Below are 15,225 nucleotides of genomic sequence, written 5' to 3'. Positions count from 1 at the left end.
TCATGAGCCGCAGGACATTCGTCGACTGTGTGCCAGGGTGTCTGCTCGCCTGTCTTGGGGGGGAGCCGGTCCTGGCGATCGAGTTTGACGCAGGGCTGCTCAAGCAAGGCTCGTCATCGGACGTGCGCCGTTTCGAGAGGGAAGCGGTCGTCCCGGAGGGGCGCTTCACCCTGGACATTGTGCTCAACCAGCAGTGGAAAGGCCGGTTGCCTGTCTTGCTAAAGAAGCAAACGCTGACTAACCAGGCAGCGCCTTGCTACAGCAAGGGCTTGTTGCAGCGTCTGGGCCTGGATCTGCAATCCTTGGCCAGCGAGACCCAGAGCGTCCTCAAGGAAGATGACGCGTGTCTGCCCTTGTCCCAGCTACAAGTGCCTTCTAGTGAGACGCTGGATTTTGGCGCATTGCGGTTGGATCTGGTGATAGCGCAACAAGCCCTGGACCGCCAATCCAATGGTCACTTTCCCGCAGACCAGTGGGACAGCGGGGTAAATGTGGGCTTTATCGACTACCGGCTCAACCTCCATCAGCAGCGATCCAGACAGCAGGGCAGTGGTACTCGTCAAGGGTACCTGGGCCTGCGCATGGGGTTGAACACAGGGGACTGGTACTGGCGTCACGAGGGGCGCTGGCAAGGGCGTGATGCCGGGGCCTCGCACTATCAGGCGGGTGGATTGTCGGTCAGGCGGGACATTCCTACGTGGTCATCGCAAATGACACTCGGTGATAGCTACAGCCGTGGCGACGTTTTCGATACCGGCGCGTTGCGTGGCGTGTTGTTGAACAATGACGAGCGCATGCTCCCGCAGACCCAGCGCGGTTTTTCCCCCGTGATCAGCGGTGTGGCAAACAGCACGGCGTTACTGAGCATCCGCCAGCGCGGTGTGCTGGTGCACGAATCGACAGTAGCCCCCGGCCCCTTCGAAATCGACGACCTCTATGCCAGCGGCTTGCACGATGACCTTGAGGTCACTCTGCGCGAGTCCGATGGCGAGGTGCGAACCTTCTTCGTGCCGAGCCAGGCCGCACCGCTTGCCTTGCGCCCAGGAAGCAAACGGTTCGAATTCGCAGCGGGTGTCTGGCGCGATGAGCTGGGGAAGATGGGGCCTGGCCATTTGCACGGGAGTTGGCAACAAGGGCTGAACAACCATCTGAGTGTGCATGGAGGTGCGTGGTTGGCCAGCGATTATCTGGCCAGTGCCATGGGGGTGGCGATAAACAGTGGCGTCGGTGCTGTCGGCCTGACGCGCTACCACAGCCGCGTTTCGCTGGATCGGGAACGACAAGGGCACGCCTGGCGGATGAGCTGGCGACACAGGCTCACTGCATGGGAGACCGACCTTGGCGCGACATTGACGCAATACGCAGGCTATTACCGTTTCGACGATTTTGCCCAGGCGAGCCAAGGCCATGTGTTGGCCCCTGCGCGGCGGCGGGTCGGACTTACCGTCAACCGGCCGTTGGGCTCGCAAGGTGGTCGTCTGACGCTGATGGCGGGTTGGGGGCAGGGCGCAGAACGCCAAAGCAGTTACAGCCTGGGCTACAACAACCATCTGGGGAAACTCAACTATGGGATGCGGTTCGACCGTGAGCGGCGACCTTCTGGCCAGGCGCTCGACACATTCACGCTCACGGCCAGCCTGCCGCTTGGGGAGCGGCGTCGTGCTTCGTTGAGCAGTGGGATGACATGGGGGGCTCAGGGGCAGGGCCGTTCGAATGTGCGCTTGCGTGCAACGGCTGGGGAGCGTGGGCAATGGGGGTATGGGCTGGCTGCAGTGCGTCAGGAAGGGACGCGGGGCGGGGCAGGGCTGGATGCCCATCTGCTGCACCGTGGTTCGTTTGGCGAGCTGAACGCCTCGTTCGCCAATCGGCACACTCATCACCAAGCCTCAATGGGCGCCCAAGGGGCTCTGGTTGCCCATCCGGGGGGCTTGTCCATGGCCCCGCCGCTTGGGGAAAGCTTTGCGATTGTCCATGCACCGGGTGCGAGCGCGGCGCGGCTTCGCCAGCATCCTCAGATACGCCTGGATGAGCGTGGGTTCGCGGTGGTACCAGCATTGCTGCCGTATGGCCTGAACACGGTGGAGCTCGACCCCAAAGGCATGTCCAAGGATGTCGAGCTGCAACTCACTGGCCAGTCGGTAGTGCCGCGGTCAGGCGCGGCAAGTTGGTTGCACTATCCAACCCGTAGTGGTCATCCACTGATGCTGCACGCGCTCAAGGTGAGCGGACAGGCATTGCCCTTCGGTGCATTGGTACTGGATGAAGCGGGTAGGGAGCGAGGGATGGTCGGCCAGGGCAGCCGCCTGCATGTGCGTGGCGATGCGCAGCGAGGCCGGCTCAAGGTCATTTGGGGGGAGGCGGGTGATCAACAGTGCTGGCTGGACTATAGCGCCGGTCCCAGCGGGAGGCTCGAGGCATCGGCGTGTGTACAGGCCGACGCGTCTTAGGAATCAAAGTATCTATTGGGATTGGCGACTTATAGCCAAAACCAATCACAAGCATGAGGTTTGCCAATGAGCCTTTATCGGAGCCTGCGGTTAGGATTCTCTCCGTCAACTGATTTCAACCCATGAAGGAGCGTCTCCATGCCTATCATCAACAGCCAGGTCAAACCGTTCAACGCGACTGCCTACCACAAGGGCGAATTCGTCCAGGTCAGCGAAGCCGACCTCAAAGGCAAGTGGTCCGTCGTGTTCTTCTACCCAGCTGACTTCACCTTCGTTTGCCCGACCGAGCTGGGTGACCTTGCTGATAACTACGCCGAGTTCCAGAAGCTGGGCGTGGAAATCTACGGCGTGTCCACCGACACCCACTTCACTCACAAAGCCTGGCACGACACCTCGGAAACCATCGGCAAGATCCAGTACCCGCTGATCGGTGACCCGACCCACGTCATCGCCCGTAACTTCGACGTGCTGATCGAAGAAGCCGGTCTGGCGGATCGCGGTACTTTCGTGATCAACCCGGAAGGTCAGATCAAGATCGTCGAAATCAACGACGGCGGTGTAGGCCGCGATGCCAGCGAGCTGCTGCGCAAGGTCAAGGCTGCCCAGTACGTCGCCGCCCACCCAGGTGAAGTTTGCCCGGCCAAGTGGAAAGAAGGCGAAGCCACCCTGGCGCCATCGCTGGACCTGGTCGGCAAGATCTAAGCCGATGTGTAAGTCGCGGGCGGTAGCCAGTCGCCAAAGCTGAAGTAGCCACCGCCCCGTAAAAACGCCCGGGCGACCTCGCCTGGGCGTTTTTGTATCCAAGTTTTGAAAAAAGGAATCGCCCGTATGTTGGACGCCACGCTTAAATCGCAACTGAAAACCTACCTGGAGCGGGTCACCCAGCCGATCGAGATCGTTGCTTCCCTCGACGACGGCGCGAAATCCCGCGAATTGCATGACCTGCTGGTGGAAATCGCCAGCCTGTCGAACCTCATTACCCTGCGCGAGGACGGCTCCGACGCCCGGCGTCCCTCGTTCTCGCTCAATCGTCCGGGGGCTGACATCAGCCTGCGTTTCGCCGGCATCCCCATGGGCCACGAATTCACTTCTCTGGTACTCGCGCTGTTGCAGGTAGGCGGTCACCCGTCCAAGGCCAGCGCCGAAGTGATCGAGCAGATCCAGGCCCTGGAAGGTGAGTTCACCTTTGAAACCTATTTCTCGCTGTCGTGCCAGAACTGCCCGGATGTGGTCCAGGCCCTGAACTTGATGGCTGTGCTCAACCCCAATGTGCGCCATGTGGCTATCGACGGTGCGCTGTTCCAGGAAGAGGTCGAGTCGCGCAAGATCATGGCGGTGCCGAGCATCTACCTCAACGGCGAAGTCTTCGGCCAGGGCCGCATGGGCCTGGAGGAAATCCTCGGCAAGATCGACACCAATGCCGGAGCCCGTGAGGCCGAGAAGATCAACGCCAAGGATGCCTTCGATGTGCTGGTGGTCGGCGGTGGTCCCGCTGGCGCTTCGGCAGCCATCTACGCCGCGCGCAAAGGCATTCGTACAGGCGTTGCTGCCGAGCGTTTCGGTGGCCAGGTACTCGACACCCTGGCGATCGAGAACTTCATTTCGGTCCAGGAAACCGAAGGACCGAAACTGGCCAGGGCGCTGGAAGAACACGTCAAGCAGTACGATGTGGACATCATGAACCTGCAACGCGGCGAAGCGTTGATCCCAGGCGTCAATGGCGCGCTGCACGAAGTTCGCCTGGCCGGCGGCGCTTCGCTCAAGGCCAAGACCGTGATTCTCGCCACCGGCGCCCGCTGGCGCGAAATGAACGTCCCTGGCGAGCAGGAATACCGCGCCCGTGGCGTAGCCTACTGCCCGCACTGTGATGGCCCGCTGTTCAAGGGCAAGCGTGTGGCTGTGATCGGCGGAGGCAATTCCGGCGTGGAAGCGGCCATTGACCTGGCCGGTATCGTCGCACAAGTGACGTTGATCGAGTTCGACAGCCAATTGCGTGCCGATGCCGTGTTGCAACGCAAGCTGCACAGCCTGCCGAACGTTAAGGTCATCACCAGCGCCCTGACCACCGAAGTGCTGGGCAATGGCGAGAAGGTCACGGGCTTGCGCTACAAGGATCGCAACAGCGATGAGCTGCACGACCTGGCGCTCGAAGGTATCTTCGTGCAAATTGGCCTGCTGCCGAACACCGACTGGCTCAAGGGCACGGTCGAGCTGTCGCCACGTGGCGAGATCATCGTCGACGCCAAGGGGCAGACCAATATCCCCGGCGTGTTCGCTGCAGGTGATGTGACCACGGTGCCGTACAAGCAGATCGTCATCGCCGTGGGTGAAGGGGCCAAGGCTTCGTTGGCAGCCTTCGACCACCTGATCCGCACCTCGGCGCCGGCATAAGCCTGCACCACCCTCTTCGCGGGTAAACCCGCCCCCACAGGTATAGCGCTGGTCTCTGGTTCTGCGCCGTACTTCTGGGGACGGGTTTACCCGTGAATGCTTTTGCGCGTTGTCAAAGCCAAACCTGAAGGTGTCTATGATTTATTGCAGACACCCTCGGGAATCACACTCATGACCCTGATCAGCCGCGAACCCTGGTGGCTAGAGCCACCCAAGCCCGGACAGAAGGAGCAGGACCTGCACTGGGGCTATCTGGAGATCTATGCCGACGGGCGCACGGTCTTTGTCGACCAGCGTCCCACCGACCAAGAGCTGGCCGAGCGTAAGAGTTGCCGCAACTTTCCTGACGCCGATCAGCCCTAAGGTCAGCCCTCCAGTGCGGCAAGGCGCGCCTCCAGCGCTGCGACCCGGGCTTCCAGAGCCTCGATCCGCTCATCCGACACACTGGTGCCGCTGTTGCTGCGCTCGGCGCCTTGCTGGCGTGCGGCGAGGATCTCCTCGATCTGCGCCGGGTCGCCAAGGGCGTGGGTGTAGCGGTCTTCGCGTTGGCCGGGCTGGCGTGGCAGGTGCAGCGCCAGGCCGCGTGAGACCAGACGCTCGAGCTGGTGCTGGATCTGCTCGACGTCTTCAAAGTCATGGAGGCGATTACTGCGGGTCAGCAGTTCGTTGAGGGTCTGCGGTCCGCGCAGGAACATCAGCCCCATCAGCACCAATTGAGCCGGCACCAACTCCAGTGCCTTGTCCACCCGGTGCTCCCAACGATCGGCGCGGCTGCCCATCTGCAGACGGGTCATTTCTTGCCCTTCGAGGGCACGCAGGGCCTGGCCGACCTGGCCGGCGGAGAGGTTCATCACCGGTTCACGGCTGGTCTTCTGGTTACAGGCCAGCACCAGGGCGTTAAGGGTCAGCGGGTAGGTTTCCGGGCTGGTGGCTTGTTTTTCGATCAGAGAACCGAGCACACGGATCTCGATGCTGTTGAAACGGCCTTCGCCTGCGGTTTCGTGTTCTGACATGGCCCTGTCTCATTGCGAGGAAAAGGCCACTAGCCTAGGTAATGCGGCAGGCTTAATCAATCAGACAATACTGCGGGGAAAACCCGCTCCGGTTGCCGGAGCGGGCTGTACCTCAGGCGTTGCGGCGCTCCTGCCCCAGGCAAGCCGCTGCAGTGAACAGCACGTCGGTCGAGGAGTTGAGCGCGGTCTCGGCCGAGTCCTGCAATACGCCGATGATGAAGCCGACCGCCACCACTTGCATGGCGATCTCGCTGGGGATCCCGAACAGACTGCAGGCCAGCGGAATCAGCAGCAGCGAGCCACCGGCCACGCCCGAAGCGCCACAGGCACACACGGCCGCCACGACACTGAGCAGCACGGCGGTCGGCAGGTCCACCGTAATGCCCAGGGTGTGTACGGCGGCCAGGGTCAGCACGGTGATGGTGATTGCTGCGCCCGCCATGTTGATGGTCGCGCCCAGCGGGATCGATACCGAATAGGTGTCCTCATGCAGTCCGAGCTTTTCCGACAGCGCCAAGTTGACCGGAATGTTGGCCGCCGAGCTGCGGGTGAAGAACGCCGTGATGCCGCTTTCGCGCAGGCACATGAATACCAGTGGGTACGGGTTGCGACGGATCTTCCAGAACACGATCAGCGGGTTGACCACCAATGCCACGAACAGCATGCAACCGATCAGTACCATCAGTAGGTGCAAGTAACCAAGCAGAGCGTCCAGGCCGGACTGGGCCAGCGTCGAGGCGACCAGGCCGAAGATCCCCAGGGGGGCGAAACGGATGACCACGCGTACGATCAGGGTCACGCCGTTGGACAGGTCCTCGACCACGGTGCGGGTGGTCTGCCCAGCATGGCGGATGGCGACGCCCAGGCCGATGGCCCACGTCAGAATGCCGATGAAGTTGGCGTTGAGCAGCGCATTGACCGGGTTGTCGACGGCGCTCAACAGCAGGCCTTGCAGCACTTCGCTGATGCCGCCGGGAGCGGTGAGCGAGGCATCGCCGGTGCTGAGCACCAAGTTGGACGGGAACGCCATGCTGGCGACCACGGCCACGACCGCGGCGGCGAAGGTGCCCAGCAGGTACAGCCAGAGGATCGGTCTGATGTGGGTTTCCTGGCCGTGACGGTGATTGGCGATCGACGCCATGACCAGGATGAACACCAGTACCGGTGCCACGGCTTTCAGCGCGCTGACGAACACTTTGCCTAGAAAGGCCAGGTCACGGGCCACGGCCGGGGCGAGCAGAGCGAGGGCGATGCCGGCCACCAGGCCGATGCAGATCTGCGTCACCAGACCGGTGCGGTTGATGAGACGAAGGACAGGGGTCATGTGCAGCGGAATCTCGTTTTTGTAAAACCGGCAACTCTAACACAGAGCTTTGCCGGCCTGGTCTGAGCTCGGACGTTCGGGTCGCTTCGCATATAGCCACGAGCTACATTTCCTGCTGACTAATCCGTATTTCCCGCGGCGTGGATCACCAATGAAACAGATCCCGGCGCGCCCCCTCGGTAATCGCCACGATCCCTGGATGGGTGACCTTGCGTTCCACCGAAATGGCATAGAACGACTCGTTTACCGCCTCGGTCTGCCCGATCAGCTCGACGCCATACTGACGGCACACTTCTTCGGCGATCACGCTGGGCGCCACGAAAATCCCGCTACCGGACTGCCCGAAGGCCTGCATCAAGGCGCTGTCATCGAATTCGCCGATGATCCGTGGATGCAGCTGCTGTTCGGCCAACCAGCGCAGCAACCGGCTGCGGACCACGGTTTCCTGGCCCGGGATCAACAGCGGTGCGTCGTCCAGGCAGGCCGGGAAGGGCAGGGCATGCTGGCGCGCCAGCGCCGGGGTGGCGAAGAAACTCAGGCCGCACTCGCCCAGTTTCTGGCTGTAGCCCTTGATGTCCAGGTGGCTGGGCATCGGGCTGTCGGAGATCACTACATCAAGGCGCTGGATGGCAAGGTCGGCCAGCAGGCGTTCAAGTTTGTCTTCGCGGCAGTTGATGCGTAGGACGTTGTCCAACTCCATGGTCGGGGCCAGCAGTCGATAGACGATGGATTTGGGAACGACGTCGGCGACACCGACGCGAAACAGGATCTGTTCTTGAGGCCCTGCGCGCAGCAGGGCTTCCAGTTCACCGCCGATCTGGAACATCTGTTCGGCATAGCCCAGTGCCTGGCGGCCAGTCTCGGTCAGCTCCAACTGCCTGCCGACACGCTGGAACAGCTCCAGGCCGTAGGCTTGTTCGAACAGGCTGATCTGCCCGCTGATGGTCTGGGGCGTCAGGTTCAGTTGCTCGCTTGCGCGGGCGATGCTGCCGGTCTTGGCCACCACCCAGAAGTAGTGCAGCTGGCGATAATTGAGCATCCGACACTTTCCCGATTCGTAAAAACCGAAGTATAACCGCTAAAAATACGAATTTTCCTGATGTATGGCGTTCTCTAGAATGCCCACCCATAAGGCGCTGCATGCAGCGCCGGAAATTGGAAAAGCGAGGATTCCCATGTTGCAACTCAAATCCATCGGTACGCCCTTGGTGCTGGCCTTGGCCCTGTTCAGCCTGGCTGGCTGCGACCAGGCCGAGAAGTCCGCCCAGCAGATGCTCGATCAGGCCGCCGAGTCGGCCAAGCAGGCGATCGACAAGACCAACGAAGCTGCCCAACAGGCCCTGAGCGAGGCCATCGGCTCGGAGGGCGCCAAGCCCAAGGCCGCTGAAGAAAAAAGCGACACCCAAGACATCTGACCCGGACCCGATGCAGGACTAAATCATGGAATATTTGCTGGAACTCGCTGCAAGCCCCGCTGCCTGGGTCGCCCTGGCCACGCTGGTGGCCATGGAAATCGTGCTGGGCATCGACAACCTGATCTTCATTTCCATCCTGACCAACAAACTGCCTGAGGCCTACCGCTCCAAGGCGCGGCGTATCGGTATCAGCATGGCGCTGATCATGCGCTTGGCGTTGCTCTCGACCGTGGCCTGGATCGTCCAGTTGACCGAACCTGTGATCGATGTGTTCGGCCACAGCTTCTCTTGGAAGGACATGATCCTCATCGCCGGTGGCCTGTTCCTGCTATGGAAAGCCACCAAAGAGATCCACGAGAACGTCGATCCGCATGGCGCCAAGGAAGAAGCCAAGGCTGGATCCACCGTAACCCTGGGCTTTGCCGCTGCGATCGGCCAGATCCTGATGCTCGACATCGTCTTCTCGATCGATAGCATCATTACCGCTGTAGGCATGACCGAGCACTTGCCGATCATGATCATCGCCGTGATCAGCGCCGTGGTCGTGATGCTGGTAGCTGCCGACCCGCTCGCCAAGTTCATCAACGACAACCCGACCGTGGTGATGCTGGCACTGGGCTTCCTGATCATGATCGGCATGACCCTGATCGCCGAGGGCTTCGGTGCCCATGTGCCAAAAGGCTACGTGTACGCCGCAATGGCGTTCTCGACTGCGATCGAAGTGCTCAACATCATGGCGCGCCGAGCTCGGCTCAAGCGCGAAGCTGCCAAGGGCTGATCGCTCGAAGCACAAAGGAGGGGGCGCAGTGCGCCCCCTTCGCTTTTTCTGGATTCGGGGGCTGACGGGTAGGGGAGCGGTCTATCGTGTGTGGGCCGCGTCGGCAGGCTGGGTTGAATGTCAGTGCGCCCCTGCGTGCCGCCGCGCACGACGCGCCGGCTGTGGTTTGGGCAACGTTTGCGGTGGCAGGTGATGGTGGGAATGCCTGCGCACGATGCGCAACACCCCCCACAGCATGGCGGCGGCGACGCTCACCCACATCCCCACCAGCATCAGTATCGCCATTGTCAGGCTCATGTGTGCCTCCTTCTCTCAGGCGCGCACGCGGCTCGCCTTCCAGACACTGCTTTAGTCTAGCCCGCCGGGCGGTGCGTTCCATTGACCGAAGGTCTATTCCCTTGGGCCGTTTCGTTCCAAGCCGGTGACGGGCTATACCCAAACACGCACCCAGCCTATGATCGGAGCCCAGGGCCGGGCGCTGCCTGCCTGGCGACGGAACAAGCGAGTGCCCATGTTGCAAGAAACTTTCACTTCATCGCGCCGGCTGCTGGCCGCGTGCCTGGTCGTGGCCAGCCTGGCCGGTTGCGCCAGTGGTCCATCGCCTGTGGCGAAGGGCCAGGCACAGCGGGTCGAGATCAGCAGCGTGCCGTTCTATCGCGGCAAGGCCAATCACAGCGGGGCCATGGCACTGGCGGCACTGCTGTCGCAACAGGGCGTGGTCATCACGCCGGGTTTGCTTGAAAAACCCCTTAACCTGCCACAGGGCGCCGACGCGCTGGGCGCCGGCATTCCCAAGGTAGCGCGTGAATACGGCATGGTCGTCTACCCACTGGACAAGCGCCTTGAGGCCTTGCTGACCCAAGTGGCGGCAGGCAACCCGGTGCTAGTGCGTTACGAAGAAGGCTCGGCCTTTTGGAGTGAGCCACGCTATGCGGTGCTGATTGGCTATGACAGCTACAAAGGGCGGGTGCTGTTGCGTTCGGGGATGCAGCGTCGCCTGTTGATGGCGTTCGATGATTTCGAGGCTGCGTGGGCGAAGACGGGAAGTTGGGCTGTGCTGGTGCAGCCACCGAAACAGCTGCCGGCTCAGGTGGACCGTCAGCGTTGGCTGCAGGCCGCCGACGAGCTGGCCCGGGCAGGCCAGGAAATCGCGGCGAAGCAGGCGGTCCGCAGCCTGGGCCAGTAATGCAATCGCGGGCCAAACCCGCTCCTGCAGCCAGGAGCGGACTTGGCCCGCGATTGGGTCGACCATACCTGGGGCGACGCTTTCGTCGCCCCCGGCTCGTCTTAGATGCCCAGACGGTCGCGCAGGCTGTAGTACCAGGCGCCCAGGGCGCTGAACGGTACGCGCAGCAGCTGACCACCCGGGAACGGGTAGTGCGGCAGACCGGCAAAGGCGTCGAAGCGCTCGGCCTGGCCACGCAGGGCTTCGGCCAGTACCTTGCCCGCCAGGTGGGTGTAGGTCACGCCGTGACCGGAGCAGCCCTGGGAGTAGTAGATGTTGTCGCCGATACGACCCACCTGTGGCAGGCGCGACAGGGTCAGCAGGAAGTTGCCGGTCCAGGCGAAGTCGATCTTCACGTCCTTGAGCTGCGGGAAGGCCTTGAGCATCTTCGGACGGATGATTGCCTCGATGTTGGCCGGGTCGCGAGCGCCGTAGACCACGCCACCACCGAAGATCAGACGCTTGTCGCTGGTCAGGCGGTAGTAGTCGAGCAGGTAGTTGCAGTCCTCGACGCAGTAGTCCTGCGGCAGCAGGGTGCGGGCCAGTTCCTCGCCCAGCGGCTCGGTGGTGATCACCTGGGTGCCGCATGGCATGGACTTGGCCGCCAGCTCCGGTACCAGGTTACCCAGGTAGGCGTTACCGGCAACGATGATGAACTTGGCGCGCACCTTGCCTTGCGGGGTGTGCACGACCGGGTTGGCACCGCGCTCGATGCGCACGGCCGGGGTCTGTTCATAAATCACGCCACCCAGCGACTCGACCGCGGCAGCTTCGCCCAAGGCCAGGTTAAGCGGGTGAATGTGGCCACCGCTCATGTCCAGCATGCCGCCGACATAGTTGTCGCAGGCGACCACTTCGCGGATGCGCTTCTGGTCCATCAGCTCCAGCTGGGTGTGGCCGAAACGTTCCCACAGACGCTTTTGCGACTCCAGGTGGCCCATCTGCTTGGCGCTCAGTGCAGCGAACACGCCGCCGTCCTTCAGGTCGCACTGGATGTTGTACTTGGCCACGCGCTCACGGATGATGCGTCCGCCTTCGAAGGCCATCTGACCCAGCAGTTGCGCCTGCTTGGGGCCGACGGTGCGCTCGATCACGTCGATGTCACGGCTGTAGCTGTTGACGATCTGGCCGCCGTTGCGGCCCGATGCGCCGAAGCCTACTTTGGCCGCCTCGACGATGCTCACTTTGAAGCCGTTTTCCAGCAGGAACAGGGCGCTGGACAGGCCGGTGTAACCGGCGCCGATGATGCAGATGTCAGTCTCCACCTCACCCTGCAGCGCCGGACGTGGCGGCACCGGGTTGGCCGAGGCGGCGTAGTAGGACTGGGGGTAGGGGGTATTGGCCATGCTCGGGGAACCTCGTGTTTTATATTTTTAACGAATGTACCGATGCTATCAATAATAATAAACACCCGCTAGTCGTCCGTTGAAAATCCTTTACTCCCCCCGTCGCTTCGGGTCAGGTAAATATTTTTAAGATTCAGTGAGTTAGCGTGAAAAAAACAGTTGACAGCGATTTTGGAGCGCGTAGAATGCGCCCTCATCGACAGGCACATAGCTCAGTTGGTTAGAGCACCACCTTGACATGGTGGGGGTCGTTGGTTCGAGTCCAATTGTGCCTACCAAACAAAAGCCCCGGGTTTCCGGGCACCGAAAAGGGCGATCCGAAAGGATCGCCCTTTTTGCGTTTGCACTACTCCGTGCGGCTTTGTTGAGCGTGCCGACCACTTGCAGATTCGGCCGGCATGTTACTCATCGAGTGGCAGAGCACGAGGCTTGCTCACACGGCACTCGATGAAGCACGGGCTGTCTGCGGGGGGTGAAAGCAGCGATAGCCATCAGCTGCTGGGTGTCTTCATCACGCATCGCGGCATTTAGCCGAGCGTGTTCGCCCGTCAGAAGAGTGGGGCACTGTCTTTTCCTGGGTGATAAGTGGGGGCGAACGGCACCAGTTTACCCTTTACTTCAAGGCGCTTGCTATGAACGACAGGATCGGCCAAGCCGGCTGTCCGGTGCCGCGAATTGATTTCGATCGGTTGGGCAAACCCGGTGCTCTATGTAAGACAACACAGCAAGGGGCATCCCATGAAAAAGAGAGGCGAGACGTACCGACAATGGTGCGATCCGATCCTGCATCATCAAACCCATGAGCAGACCCTCGACGATGGCACCTGCCTCGAGGTGCAGACGCGCTTGTCGCGCACCGGGGCGACACAGCTGTTCATCGGTGTCTACGACGCGGACGGCAATGTGGTGTGTGAACAGATATACGACCAGCGCCCCGGCGAGACCATGACTCGGGCCTTGATGTGGGGGGTGGGCCATGCCAGGCAGTTGGCCGTCCAAGGCGAGGAGGCGCAAGTGGGGCGGTCCGGCCTTGCAGCGAGGTCTAATACAGGAAGGTAGGAATGATTCATCTGGGGTGTGCGGGTTGGAGCTTGCCACGCGAGTACGCCGATGAGTTCGTGCAGTCTGGCAGCCACCTGCAGCGATACGCCGCGCGATTGAACGCAGTGGAAATCAACAGCTCGTTCTATCGCCCCCACCGGCCTGGCACATACGCACGCTGGGCATCGTCCGTGCCGGAAGACTTTCGCTTCGCGGTGAAACTTCCCAAGATCATCACTCATGACCAGCGCCTGCAAGGATGCACTGAGGTCCTCGATGAGTTCCTGGGGCAATGCGGGCAATTAGGCAGCCGCTTGGGTTGCTTGTTGGTGCAATTGCCGCCCTCGCTGAGGTACGACGTTGGCAGTGCCGGACGTTTCTTCGAAGCCTTGCGTGAGCGGTACAGCGGATCGATAGCGCTCGAGCCCAGGCACGTTAGCTGGCAGTTGGCACAGCCGCTGTTGATCGACCTGCAGATCGCGCAAGTAGCCGCCAGTCCCTCACGCTTTGAGACCGATGCCCGCCCTGGTGGTTGGCCAGGGCTGGTCTATTGGCGCCTTCATGGTGAGCCGCGGATCTACCACAGCGAATATCCCACGGCCTACCTGCAAAGCTTGGCCGAACAGTTGCAGCGTAGCCGTGCAGCCGGGATACCTACCTGGTGCATATTCGACAACACCGCGTCGGGTGCGGCATTGAGCAATGCGCTGACGCTTCAGGGCTTTCTGTGCTGAGGCATCAAGGTGCATGGCCGGGCTTCGGGCCACCCCGTACCTGTCGATGGAAATCCACCCGCGAAGCATGCGACTCGGTCGCTGGCACCGGTGTTGCCGAAGTTCGCGGGTGGAGTCGCTCCCACAGGGCGCAACGGAACATGCACCAGCCTAGCCGCGTATGAAGGCCAGCAGGTCAGCGTTGATCGTCTCGGCGTGGGTGGTCGGCATCCCATGAGGGTAGCCGGCATAGAGCTTCAGCGTACTGTTCTGCAGCAGCTTGGCCGAGAGCACGCCGGCGTTCTCATAGGGCACGATCTGGTCATCGTCACCGTGCATCACCAGAACGGGAAGGGTGATGCGCTTGAGGTCTTCGGTGAAATCGGTTTGCGAGAACGCAACGATGCCATCGTAGTGAGCTTTGGCGCCGCCCATCATGCCCTGGCGCCACCAGTTGAGGATGATGCCTTGCGAAGGCTTCGCGCCCGGGCGGTTGTAGCCGTAGAACGGGCCTGCGGGGACGTCGTGGTAGAACTGCGCGCGGTTGGCGGCAAGTTGGGCCTGCAGGTCGTCGAAGACCGATTTGGGCAGGCCGCCTGGGTTGGCGTCGGTCTTGACCATCAACGGCGGCACCGCGCTGATGATGACCGCCTTGGACACGCGATCCTGCCCATGGCGGGCAATATAGTGCACGACCTCGCCGCCACCTGTGGAGTGGCCGATATGAACGGCGCCATGGGTACCAAGGTGATCGACCACCGCAGCCACATCATCGGCATAGTGGTCCATGTCATGGCCATCCCATACCTGGCTCGAGCGACCATGGCCGCGGCGGTCGTGCGCCACCACACGAAACCCTTGGGCCAGGAAGAACAGCATCTGGGCATCCCAGTCATCGGCACTGAGCGGCCAGCCATGGTGGAAATGGATGACCTGCGCATCGCGGGGGCCCCAGTCCTTGTAGAAGATCTCAACGCCGTCTTTGGTTGTGACGTATCCCATGCTTGCATCTCCTGTGTAGGTGAAGTTCGGCACTGCCCATCAACTGTAGGATTAAAATTGAGATTGGGCTCGACTCGCTCGCGGAGGATGCGATGACAATTGATTGGATGGCCTTCACACCCTGGTCGGCCTTGGCCGGCGGCGCACTGATTGGGCTGGGGGCCGGCCTGTTCGTGGTCGCCAACGGTCGCATTGCAGGAATCAGCGGTTTGCTCAGCTCGGTGCTTGAGCGTCGGGCTGAGGGGCGTGGCGAGAAATTCGCGTTTCTCCTGGGCCTGCTGGCGGCGCCGTTGTTATGGATGCTGTTCTCGACGCTGCCACCCGCGCACTTCGCTTCGGCCCCGTGGGTACTGGCAACGGCCGGCCTGCTGGTCGGCTTGGGCACGCGCTATGGCAGTGGCTGCACCAGTGGCCATGGTGTTTGCGGTATTTCTCGACTGTCACCCCGTTCACTGGTGGCCACGCTGTGCTTCATGGCAACGGGCTTTCTCACGGTCTTTGTCGTTCGACATCTTCTACAAGGAAGCTGA

General features: G+C 61.8%; 16 protein-coding genes and 1 tRNA gene. 11 read left to right on the top strand and 6 right to left on the bottom strand.

The window, feature by feature from the left end; genetic code table 11:
• The first annotated feature begins 2 nt into the window (after positions 1-2).
• The 4 genes from J5X93_RS16580 (at position 3) to J5X93_RS16565 (ending at position 5,201) form a co-directional block, all read left to right on the top strand.
• Positions 3-2,447: a fimbria/pilus outer membrane usher protein gene (locus J5X93_RS16580; protein ID WP_182942851.1), complete on the top strand. Its 2,445-nt coding sequence runs from the start codon at positions 3-5 to the stop codon at positions 2,445-2,447.
• A 138-nt stretch (positions 2,448-2,585) separates the two neighbouring features.
• Entirely contained in the window at positions 2,586-3,149 is a 564-nt protein-coding gene (gene ahpC, locus J5X93_RS16575) for an alkyl hydroperoxide reductase subunit C (RefSeq protein WP_043211767.1), read from the top strand.
• Between the two features lie 126 nt (positions 3,150-3,275).
• Positions 3,276-4,838 carry an alkyl hydroperoxide reductase subunit F gene (gene ahpF / locus J5X93_RS16570; protein ID WP_043211770.1) on the top strand — a complete coding sequence of 521 codons (1,563 nt, stop codon included), beginning with the start codon at positions 3,276-3,278 and terminating at the stop codon, positions 4,836-4,838.
• 171 nt (positions 4,839-5,009) lie between these two features.
• The gene (locus J5X93_RS16565) at positions 5,010-5,201 is read left to right on the top strand and encodes a hypothetical protein (RefSeq protein ID WP_043211771.1); all 192 of its coding nucleotides are present in this window, start codon (positions 5,010-5,012) and stop codon (positions 5,199-5,201) included.
• 2 nt (positions 5,202-5,203) lie between these two features.
• Here J5X93_RS16565 and J5X93_RS16560 read toward each other — a convergent pair whose 3' ends face one another.
• From J5X93_RS16560 to nhaR, 3 genes are all read right to left on the bottom strand, one after another.
• Entirely contained in the window at positions 5,204-5,851 is a 648-nt protein-coding gene (locus J5X93_RS16560) for a YceH family protein (RefSeq protein ID WP_043211773.1), read from the bottom strand.
• 112 nt (positions 5,852-5,963) lie between these two features.
• A complete protein-coding gene (gene sstT, locus J5X93_RS16555) occupies positions 5,964-7,175 on the bottom strand; it encodes a serine/threonine transporter SstT (protein WP_043211776.1) in 1,212 nt (403 codons plus the stop codon).
• Between the two features lie 145 nt (positions 7,176-7,320).
• The gene (gene nhaR / locus J5X93_RS16550; RefSeq protein WP_102082266.1) at positions 7,321-8,214 is read right to left on the bottom strand and encodes a transcriptional activator NhaR; all 894 of its coding nucleotides are present in this window, start codon (positions 8,212-8,214) and stop codon (positions 7,321-7,323) included.
• A gap of 136 nt (positions 8,215-8,350) precedes the next feature.
• Here nhaR and J5X93_RS16545 point away from each other — a divergent pair, with 136 nt between their 5' ends.
• On the top strand, positions 8,351-8,590 hold the full coding sequence (locus J5X93_RS16545) for a hypothetical protein (RefSeq protein WP_043211781.1): 240 nt from the start codon (positions 8,351-8,353) through the stop codon (positions 8,588-8,590).
• Between the two features lie 25 nt (positions 8,591-8,615).
• Complete coding sequence (locus J5X93_RS16540) at positions 8,616-9,368, top strand: TerC family protein (protein ID WP_182942853.1); 753 nt, start codon at positions 8,616-8,618, stop codon at positions 9,366-9,368.
• A 120-nt stretch (positions 9,369-9,488) separates the two neighbouring features.
• Here the strand turns inward: J5X93_RS16540 and J5X93_RS16535 are convergent, their stop codons facing one another.
• On the bottom strand, positions 9,489-9,665 hold the full coding sequence (locus J5X93_RS16535; protein ID WP_167358087.1) for a hypothetical protein: 177 nt from the start codon (positions 9,663-9,665) through the stop codon (positions 9,489-9,491).
• Positions 9,666-9,822: 157 nt separating this feature from the next.
• On the opposite strand from J5X93_RS16535, the gene J5X93_RS16530 reads away from it, so the two are divergent.
• Positions 9,823-10,554 (top strand): peptidase C39 family protein, encoded by a 732-nt coding sequence (locus J5X93_RS16530; RefSeq protein ID WP_102082267.1) that lies wholly within the window; start codon positions 9,823-9,825, stop codon positions 10,552-10,554.
• 101 nt (positions 10,555-10,655) lie between these two features.
• Here the strand turns inward: J5X93_RS16530 and J5X93_RS16525 are convergent, their stop codons facing one another.
• A complete protein-coding gene (locus tag J5X93_RS16525) occupies positions 10,656-11,939 on the bottom strand; it encodes an NAD(P)/FAD-dependent oxidoreductase (protein WP_043211788.1) in 1,284 nt (427 codons plus the stop codon).
• Between the two features lie 201 nt (positions 11,940-12,140).
• Here J5X93_RS16525 and J5X93_RS16520 point away from each other — a divergent pair.
• From J5X93_RS16520 to J5X93_RS16510, 3 genes are all read left to right on the top strand, one after another.
• Positions 12,141-12,217: transfer RNA gene (locus J5X93_RS16520), tRNA-Val, on the top strand.
• A gap of 460 nt (positions 12,218-12,677) precedes the next feature.
• Positions 12,678-12,998 carry a hypothetical protein gene (locus J5X93_RS16515; protein WP_182942855.1) on the top strand — a complete coding sequence of 107 codons (321 nt, stop codon included), beginning with the start codon at positions 12,678-12,680 and terminating at the stop codon, positions 12,996-12,998.
• A gap of 2 nt (positions 12,999-13,000) precedes the next feature.
• Entirely contained in the window at positions 13,001-13,714 is a 714-nt protein-coding gene (locus tag J5X93_RS16510; RefSeq protein ID WP_043209065.1) for a DUF72 domain-containing protein, read from the top strand.
• 150 nt (positions 13,715-13,864) lie between these two features.
• Here the strand turns inward: J5X93_RS16510 and J5X93_RS16505 are convergent, their stop codons facing one another.
• The gene (locus J5X93_RS16505; protein WP_090344597.1) at positions 13,865-14,695 is read right to left on the bottom strand and encodes an alpha/beta fold hydrolase; all 831 of its coding nucleotides are present in this window, start codon (positions 14,693-14,695) and stop codon (positions 13,865-13,867) included.
• Between the two features lie 92 nt (positions 14,696-14,787).
• On the opposite strand from J5X93_RS16505, the gene J5X93_RS16500 reads away from it, so the two are divergent.
• A complete protein-coding gene (locus J5X93_RS16500) occupies positions 14,788-15,225 on the top strand; it encodes a YeeE/YedE family protein (protein ID WP_182942857.1) in 438 nt (145 codons plus the stop codon).

The organism is Pseudomonas sp. BYT-1 (genome assembly GCF_023611805.1).
Taxonomy (GTDB): Bacteria; Pseudomonadota; Gammaproteobacteria; order Pseudomonadales; family Pseudomonadaceae; genus Aquipseudomonas; species Aquipseudomonas guariconensis.
Note: the sequence above shows the minus strand (reverse complement) of the source record. Positions and strands in the feature narration are given on the sequence as shown.

What these genes read in the sequence shown, in the direction of transcription:
- J5X93_RS16580 (WP_182942851.1), top strand. Translation starts at nt 3, where the DNA reads ATGAGCCGCAGGACATTCGTCGACTGTGTGCCAGGGTGTCTGCTCGCC.
- ahpC (WP_043211767.1), top strand. Translation starts at nt 2,586, where the DNA reads ATGCCTATCATCAACAGCCAGGTCAAACCGTTCAACGCGACTGCCTAC.
- ahpF (WP_043211770.1), top strand. Translation starts at nt 3,276, where the DNA reads ATGTTGGACGCCACGCTTAAATCGCAACTGAAAACCTACCTGGAGCGG.
- J5X93_RS16565 (WP_043211771.1), top strand. Translation starts at nt 5,010, where the DNA reads ATGACCCTGATCAGCCGCGAACCCTGGTGGCTAGAGCCACCCAAGCCC.
- J5X93_RS16560 (WP_043211773.1), bottom strand. Translation starts at nt 5,851, where the DNA reads ATGTCAGAACACGAAACCGCAGGCGAAGGCCGTTTCAACAGCATCGAG.
- sstT (WP_043211776.1), bottom strand. Translation starts at nt 7,175, where the DNA reads ATGACCCCTGTCCTTCGTCTCATCAACCGCACCGGTCTGGTGACGCAG.
- nhaR (WP_102082266.1), bottom strand. Translation starts at nt 8,214, where the DNA reads ATGCTCAATTATCGCCAGCTGCACTACTTCTGGGTGGTGGCCAAGACC.
- J5X93_RS16545 (WP_043211781.1), top strand. Translation starts at nt 8,351, where the DNA reads ATGTTGCAACTCAAATCCATCGGTACGCCCTTGGTGCTGGCCTTGGCC.
- J5X93_RS16540 (WP_182942853.1), top strand. Translation starts at nt 8,616, where the DNA reads ATGGAATATTTGCTGGAACTCGCTGCAAGCCCCGCTGCCTGGGTCGCC.
- J5X93_RS16535 (WP_167358087.1), bottom strand. Translation starts at nt 9,665, where the DNA reads ATGAGCCTGACAATGGCGATACTGATGCTGGTGGGGATGTGGGTGAGC.
- J5X93_RS16530 (WP_102082267.1), top strand. Translation starts at nt 9,823, where the DNA reads ATGATCGGAGCCCAGGGCCGGGCGCTGCCTGCCTGGCGACGGAACAAG.
- J5X93_RS16525 (WP_043211788.1), bottom strand. Translation starts at nt 11,939, where the DNA reads ATGGCCAATACCCCCTACCCCCAGTCCTACTACGCCGCCTCGGCCAAC.
- J5X93_RS16515 (WP_182942855.1), top strand. Translation starts at nt 12,678, where the DNA reads ATGAAAAAGAGAGGCGAGACGTACCGACAATGGTGCGATCCGATCCTG.
- J5X93_RS16510 (WP_043209065.1), top strand. Translation starts at nt 13,001, where the DNA reads ATGATTCATCTGGGGTGTGCGGGTTGGAGCTTGCCACGCGAGTACGCC.
- J5X93_RS16505 (WP_090344597.1), bottom strand. Translation starts at nt 14,695, where the DNA reads ATGGGATACGTCACAACCAAAGACGGCGTTGAGATCTTCTACAAGGAC.
- J5X93_RS16500 (WP_182942857.1), top strand. Translation starts at nt 14,788, where the DNA reads ATGACAATTGATTGGATGGCCTTCACACCCTGGTCGGCCTTGGCCGGC.